The organism is Nostoc sp. CHAB 5715 (genome assembly GCF_020829685.1).
In the GTDB taxonomy this organism is placed as follows: Bacteria; Cyanobacteriota; Cyanobacteriia; order Cyanobacteriales; family Nostocaceae; genus Nostoc.
Genome location: NZ_JAIVFR010000517.1, coordinates 1 through 5,328 on the forward strand (window position 1 = coordinate 1; position 5,328 = coordinate 5,328).

Genomic DNA, 5,328 nt, shown 5'->3' on the forward strand with positions numbered 1-5,328 from the left:
CCCGACTTAAGCCTGTGAGGTCTTGCAAAATTCGCAAAGCGCGATCGCGTAACTTTTGATTTGTTACCGCCACGTCTACCATGCGATTACCGTAAACTTTGCCTAGTTTGACCATCACCCCAGTGGAAAGGATATTTAAAGCTAACTTCGTGACTGTACCAGCTTTCAGGCGAGTTGAGCCAGCGATTATTTCTGGCCCTGTTAATAGGCGAATGTCAATATCAGCATCAAAGCTAACTTGTTCTGCGGGAACACAGGCGATAAAAATAGTAGCAGCTCCTCGCTGACGAGCAGCATGAAGCGCACCGTGGACATAAGGCGTTGTTCCACCTGCGGTAATGCCAACTACGACATCTAGCTGGGTAATATGTCGCCCAGCGATCGCAGCCTCCCCATCTTCGATGCTGTCTTCTAAATCTTCCGAACTGCGTACCAGTGCGCCAGCACCACCAGCAATAATCCCCTGTACCAACTCTGGGGGTGTACAAAAGGTAGGTGGACACTCAGCAGCATCTAACACCCCTAACCTGCCACTTGTGCCAGCACCAATGTAAAATAAGCGTCCTCCGTGGCGCAAACGCTCTGCGGTGCTATCAATTGCTTGTGCCAACTGAATTTTCGCCGCCGCAACCGCCGCAACTGCTTTTTGGTCTTCGCTATTAAACAACTCCACCAATTCCAGAGAACTGAGCTGGTCTAAGTTAAGACTGTTAGGATTTACCAGCTCGGTTAAAAGATGCCCACGTTCCTGCAAGTTTGTCATTTGTCATTTGTCCTTTGTCATTTGTCCTTTGTCCGTTGTCATTTGTCAGTTAGCGACCAGTGACCAATAACCAATGACCAATGACCAATGACCAATGACCAATGACCAATGACCAATGACCAATGACTAATTACAACAATCCTTCCAATTTGCGACGCATCTTCTCTAGTTCAGAATCAGACAATTCTGGTTCTTCTAGTGGCTGTTGATTGAGAGGGAAGGGGTCTTCAACAGTATCCTCCTTCTGGGCATCTTCTTGCCAGTCGGTTTTTTCGACGTTAAGTTCTGGGGGAGTTACAACTAAATTGCTGTTTTCTGGGATAATTTCCCATTCATATCCAGCATTTTCGCAAAATTCCTTGATTTCCTCAGCATCGATCGGCTCTGGTGTAGGTGAGGGAAAATCCTGAGCTTCTAACATCAGGGCAAAGCGGGTGGCGTCGTCTTCTGACTCGAACATCAGAATTTTATTGCGATCGCCTTCCCGAATGGTATGAATTCCCTCATTTTCCGTTCGAGCATTAAAAATTAACACAAAAACACGCATTGGTGTAATCATCTGTCTTTTTTAAGGTCTATCCATATTAAAGTTCTACGTTGTGCCTCAGCGAAAGTCATAGGAACAATTTTCACTCTCTTCGGATCAGATTTACCTGAAAACGCCAATATTATGAAGCATAAGTATTGGATTAAGCAAATACCGTAACTCAACCAATGGGGTCTTTGGTTTAGTTGGCGTATCCTGGAAATGGCATACTGAATCAGCGTGCCAGTTAATGCTTGTGTGTGCCAGCGACATCTGGCAATTAATAATGTAAAAGCAAATGACTAAATCTCCCAATCAAGATATTCCCTCACCGTGTCCTATCCACAAGCGTCTATGGTTGCTGGTGTTGAGTCGGGGTAGCATTGCTTTGGGCGGACTTTTGCTGTTAGGAGTTATTGTCGGTATTTGTCGGTTGTGGACTTTTGTCCAAACAGAGTTAACGCCTTTAGCACAACAAAGTCTCACTACTACACTCAACCGTCCGGTAAAACTGGGAAAAGTCACACAATTTTCGTTAACGGGAGTGCAATTTGGGGCTTCAGCTATCCCAGCGACATCCACAGATCCAGATCGGGCCGTAGTAGAAGCTGTAGAGGTGGGTTTTGACCCGTTACAACTAATCTTTAACCGCCATCTAAAGCTAGATGTTACCTTAGTCAACCCAGATATTTATATTGAACAGGATAACCAAGGGCGCTGGGTTTCCACTAATATAGCGTCGTCGCGTAAAGACGCCGCTATTAAAACCGATTTAGACAAATTATGGTTTCGCAATGCCAAGCTGACATTGATGCCAAGGAGAGCAGGGGGAGATGAGGGAGCAGGGGGAGCAGGGGGAGCAAGGGGAGATGAGGGAGTAGGGGGAGCAGGGGGAGCAGGGGGAGATGAGGGATCAAGATCCCCCTCATCCCCCTCATCCCCCTCATCCCCCTCATCCCCCTCATCCCCCGTAACATTTTCTCAACTGAACGGTTCTGCCCAACTTTTAGCAAATAACCAGTTGATCAGGTTTGATGTGGGGGGGCAAGCAGACAGTGGTGGCAGTATTTCTATTCAGGGAGAGACGCGTTCTAGGGTGCTAGCAGGGAACTTTCAAGTGCGATCGCAAGACTTCCTGGTTGCGGATATTTCTCGGTTAATTAAGTTACCAGTGAACTTACAGGCGGGTCGAGCCAATGGCGACTTGTTAGTTAGGTTAACACCAGGACAGCGAACTTTATTGTTTGGCAGCGCTGTTGTGCAAGGCGTAACAGTTCAAATACCTAAAGTCCCGCAACTGTTGAGCAATAGCCAAGGAAATCTTCGCTTCCAGGGAACGGAGTTGCAGTTAAACAATGTTACTAGCAACTACGGCAAAATTCCCTTAGTGGCTACGGGAATCATCGACAATCAAGCAGGCTTTAAGTTGGCAGCGCGTGTAAATGCGGTGAGTTTGGCTAATGCCCAAGAGACTCTCAAGGTAAAACTACCTGTGCCGATCGCTGGACAAGTACAAGCTGATTTGCAGATTACTGGATCAACTACCCAACCAATTCTCTCAGGCACAGTTGCCACAATCCAAACTGCTCGGATTGATAAAGTTGATTTTAATACCATTAGTAGTAAGTTTGAACTTGCTACTAGTTCCTCTTTAATTACCCTGAAAGATATTCAAGGTAAAGCTAAAGTTGGTGCTGAAATTACGGGCGCTGGCACAATTCAACTCGGTAAAAACCCTCAACTGGATATAAATTTTGCTGCCAAGAATGTTCCAGGGGATGCGATCGCAAAAGTTTATGAAATAACACCCAACTTTCAAATTGGCAATGTCTCAGGTACAGCCCAACTAACTGGCGCTCCCACCAATGTCCAAACTGCGGTACAATATCAAGCTCCTAACGGAACTTACCCTGGAACGGGTGAAGTTGCAATTGCTCCAAATCGCAATGTCTCTTTCCGCAATGTGGCTCTGAATGTAAGTGGTGGTACTGTCCGGGCAACTGGTAGTTACGCCAATCAGCGTTGGCAAGCTGTGGCTGTTGCCTCTGGGGTAAAATTGCAACCCTTTGTAGACAAAAGTCAACTGCAAAATGTCTCTTTGGCAGAAGCACAGTTTAATGGTCGTCTCATTCTCTCAGGCAGCACAGCACCATTTAAAATTGCCACGATTCGCACTGATGGTGGAGGAGTTCAAATTGGTGGCGGCACAGTTGCAGTTTCTAATATCCAACTGCAAGACCAAAGCTTCTCTGCTCAACTTGTAGCTAATGGTGTGCGGTTGGGACAAATATTGAAACAGTCTCCCCCAGCTTTAAATAACCCATTGGCGGGTACGTTCCAAATCGCAGGCAACAGAGATAATTTCAGCCTAAAAACCCTCCGTGGCAGTGGCGAGGGTCGCCTTGCTATTGGCGATGGTACGGTTAGAGCCTCTAATATTCAAGTGGCGAATGGTGTCTATCAGGCGCAAGTTCAAGCAAATAATGTGCCTGTGCAGCAGTTGGCAACACTACCAAAGCAGTTCCAGGGAGCGTTAACTGGTCAGTTCAACGTCGCGGGTTCTGTTGATTCTTTTAAGCTGCAAACTATTCAAGCCAACGGTCAAGCGCAGGTAAATGTTGCGCGTGGGACTATTACAGCCTCTAATGTCCAAGTGGCGAATGGTGTATATCAGGCGCAAGTTCAAGCAAATAATGTCCCGTTGCAGCAGTTAGCAGTAGTACCACCGCAGTTGGGAGGGACGTTAACTGGTCAAGCAAACGTGGCGGGTTCTGTTGAGTCGTTCCAACCGCAAACTATCCAAGCCAGTGGTCAGGGACGGGTGAATCTTGCAGGTGGAACGATCGCAGCCTCTAATATCCAATTGGCTAATGGTCGCTATCAAGCTGTAGTTAATGCTGATGGTGTGCAATTAAATCGGTTAAATCAGCAATTGCGGGGTCGGTTTGGCGGTCAGTTGCAATTAGCTGGCACATTTGGATCATCCAAATTAGCTGATGTACGTGCTGCTGGACAGGTGCAATTATCCCAAGGTTTCCCTGGTCTTGAACAACCCCTGACGGCTGCGATCGCTTGGAGTGGTGAAAGGCTTACCATTGAGCGAGCAACTGCTCCCGGATTAAGTGTGACTGGTAACATATTAGCCAATGCAAGAAAGGCAGGTATACCGGAAATTACTGCCCTAAATCTCAACGTTCAAGCGCAGAATTACAACTTAAAACAGTTACCGATCAATCTTCCTAATCAGGTTGCTGTGGCGGGGAGCGTAGATTTTAATGGTCAAATCACTGGTAAACTGCCCTTGACAAATGTGGTAGGGCAAATTAATTTACGAGACTTGGTTGTTCAAAATATTGCTTTTGAGCCGTTGTTAACTGGAAACATCGATTCAGCACAGGGACGCGGTTTAAATTTGAACTTGGCAGGAAATAGAGATCGCCTGGCCTTCAATTTAGATGCCAATAATCGCCCGAAATCCTTCTTAGTAAAATGGCAGCAAGCATCAGCTATAGGTAATGTTCAAGGGAATGATTGGGCGCTCAAAGTTGCAAATTTCCCCTTACAAATATTGAATTTGACTCCACCAGCAATTGCTCAACTGGGTACTGGTAAGATAGCTGGCTTGTTAACAGGGGATTTGCTATTTAATCAGCAGACATTGGCAGCTACAGGGAATCTAGCGATCGCTAATCCGCAAATTGGCCGGCTTCGGGGCGATCGAATAGCTGCTCAATTTCGCTACAGTGATGGGAAAGGCACAGTTACGAGTAGCGAATTTGTCAAAGGCAAAAGTAGCTACGCCCTTGTCGGTACTTTTGCTCAAAGCTCTAAAGGGCCTCAACTACAAGGTAAACTGAACGTCAACCAGGGAGAGATCCAAGATGTTCTAACTGTAGCGCAGATATTTGATTTACAAAACTTGCCAGGTGGTTCAGCAGAAATCTACGGCACAGCAGAGGATTTAACCACCACCCCCCAAGGAGCGCCAAATCAACCTTTATTAACCCAAATCCAACGATTTTCTGAAATTGAAGCTTTG

At 46.4% G+C, this 5,328-nt stretch carries 2 protein-coding genes and 1 pseudogene; 1 reads left to right on the forward strand and 2 read right to left on the reverse strand.

Translation table 11 applies throughout. From position 1 onward, the window contains the following. On the reverse strand, nt 1-763 hold a 763-nt coding region (gene murQ, locus LC574_RS24870), incomplete at its 3' end, for an N-acetylmuramic acid 6-phosphate etherase (RefSeq protein WP_229456221.1). A 130-nt stretch (nt 764-893) separates the two neighbouring features. Then, a complete protein-coding gene (locus LC574_RS24875) occupies nt 894-1,322 on the reverse strand; it encodes a DUF3110 domain-containing protein (protein ID WP_229456222.1) in 429 nt (142 codons plus the stop codon). Nucleotides 1,323-1,587: 265 nt separating this feature from the next. Here LC574_RS24875 and LC574_RS24880 point away from each other — a divergent pair. Continuing rightward, nucleotides 1,588-5,328, forward strand: a pseudogene (locus LC574_RS24880) (hypothetical protein); the annotation flags it as partial.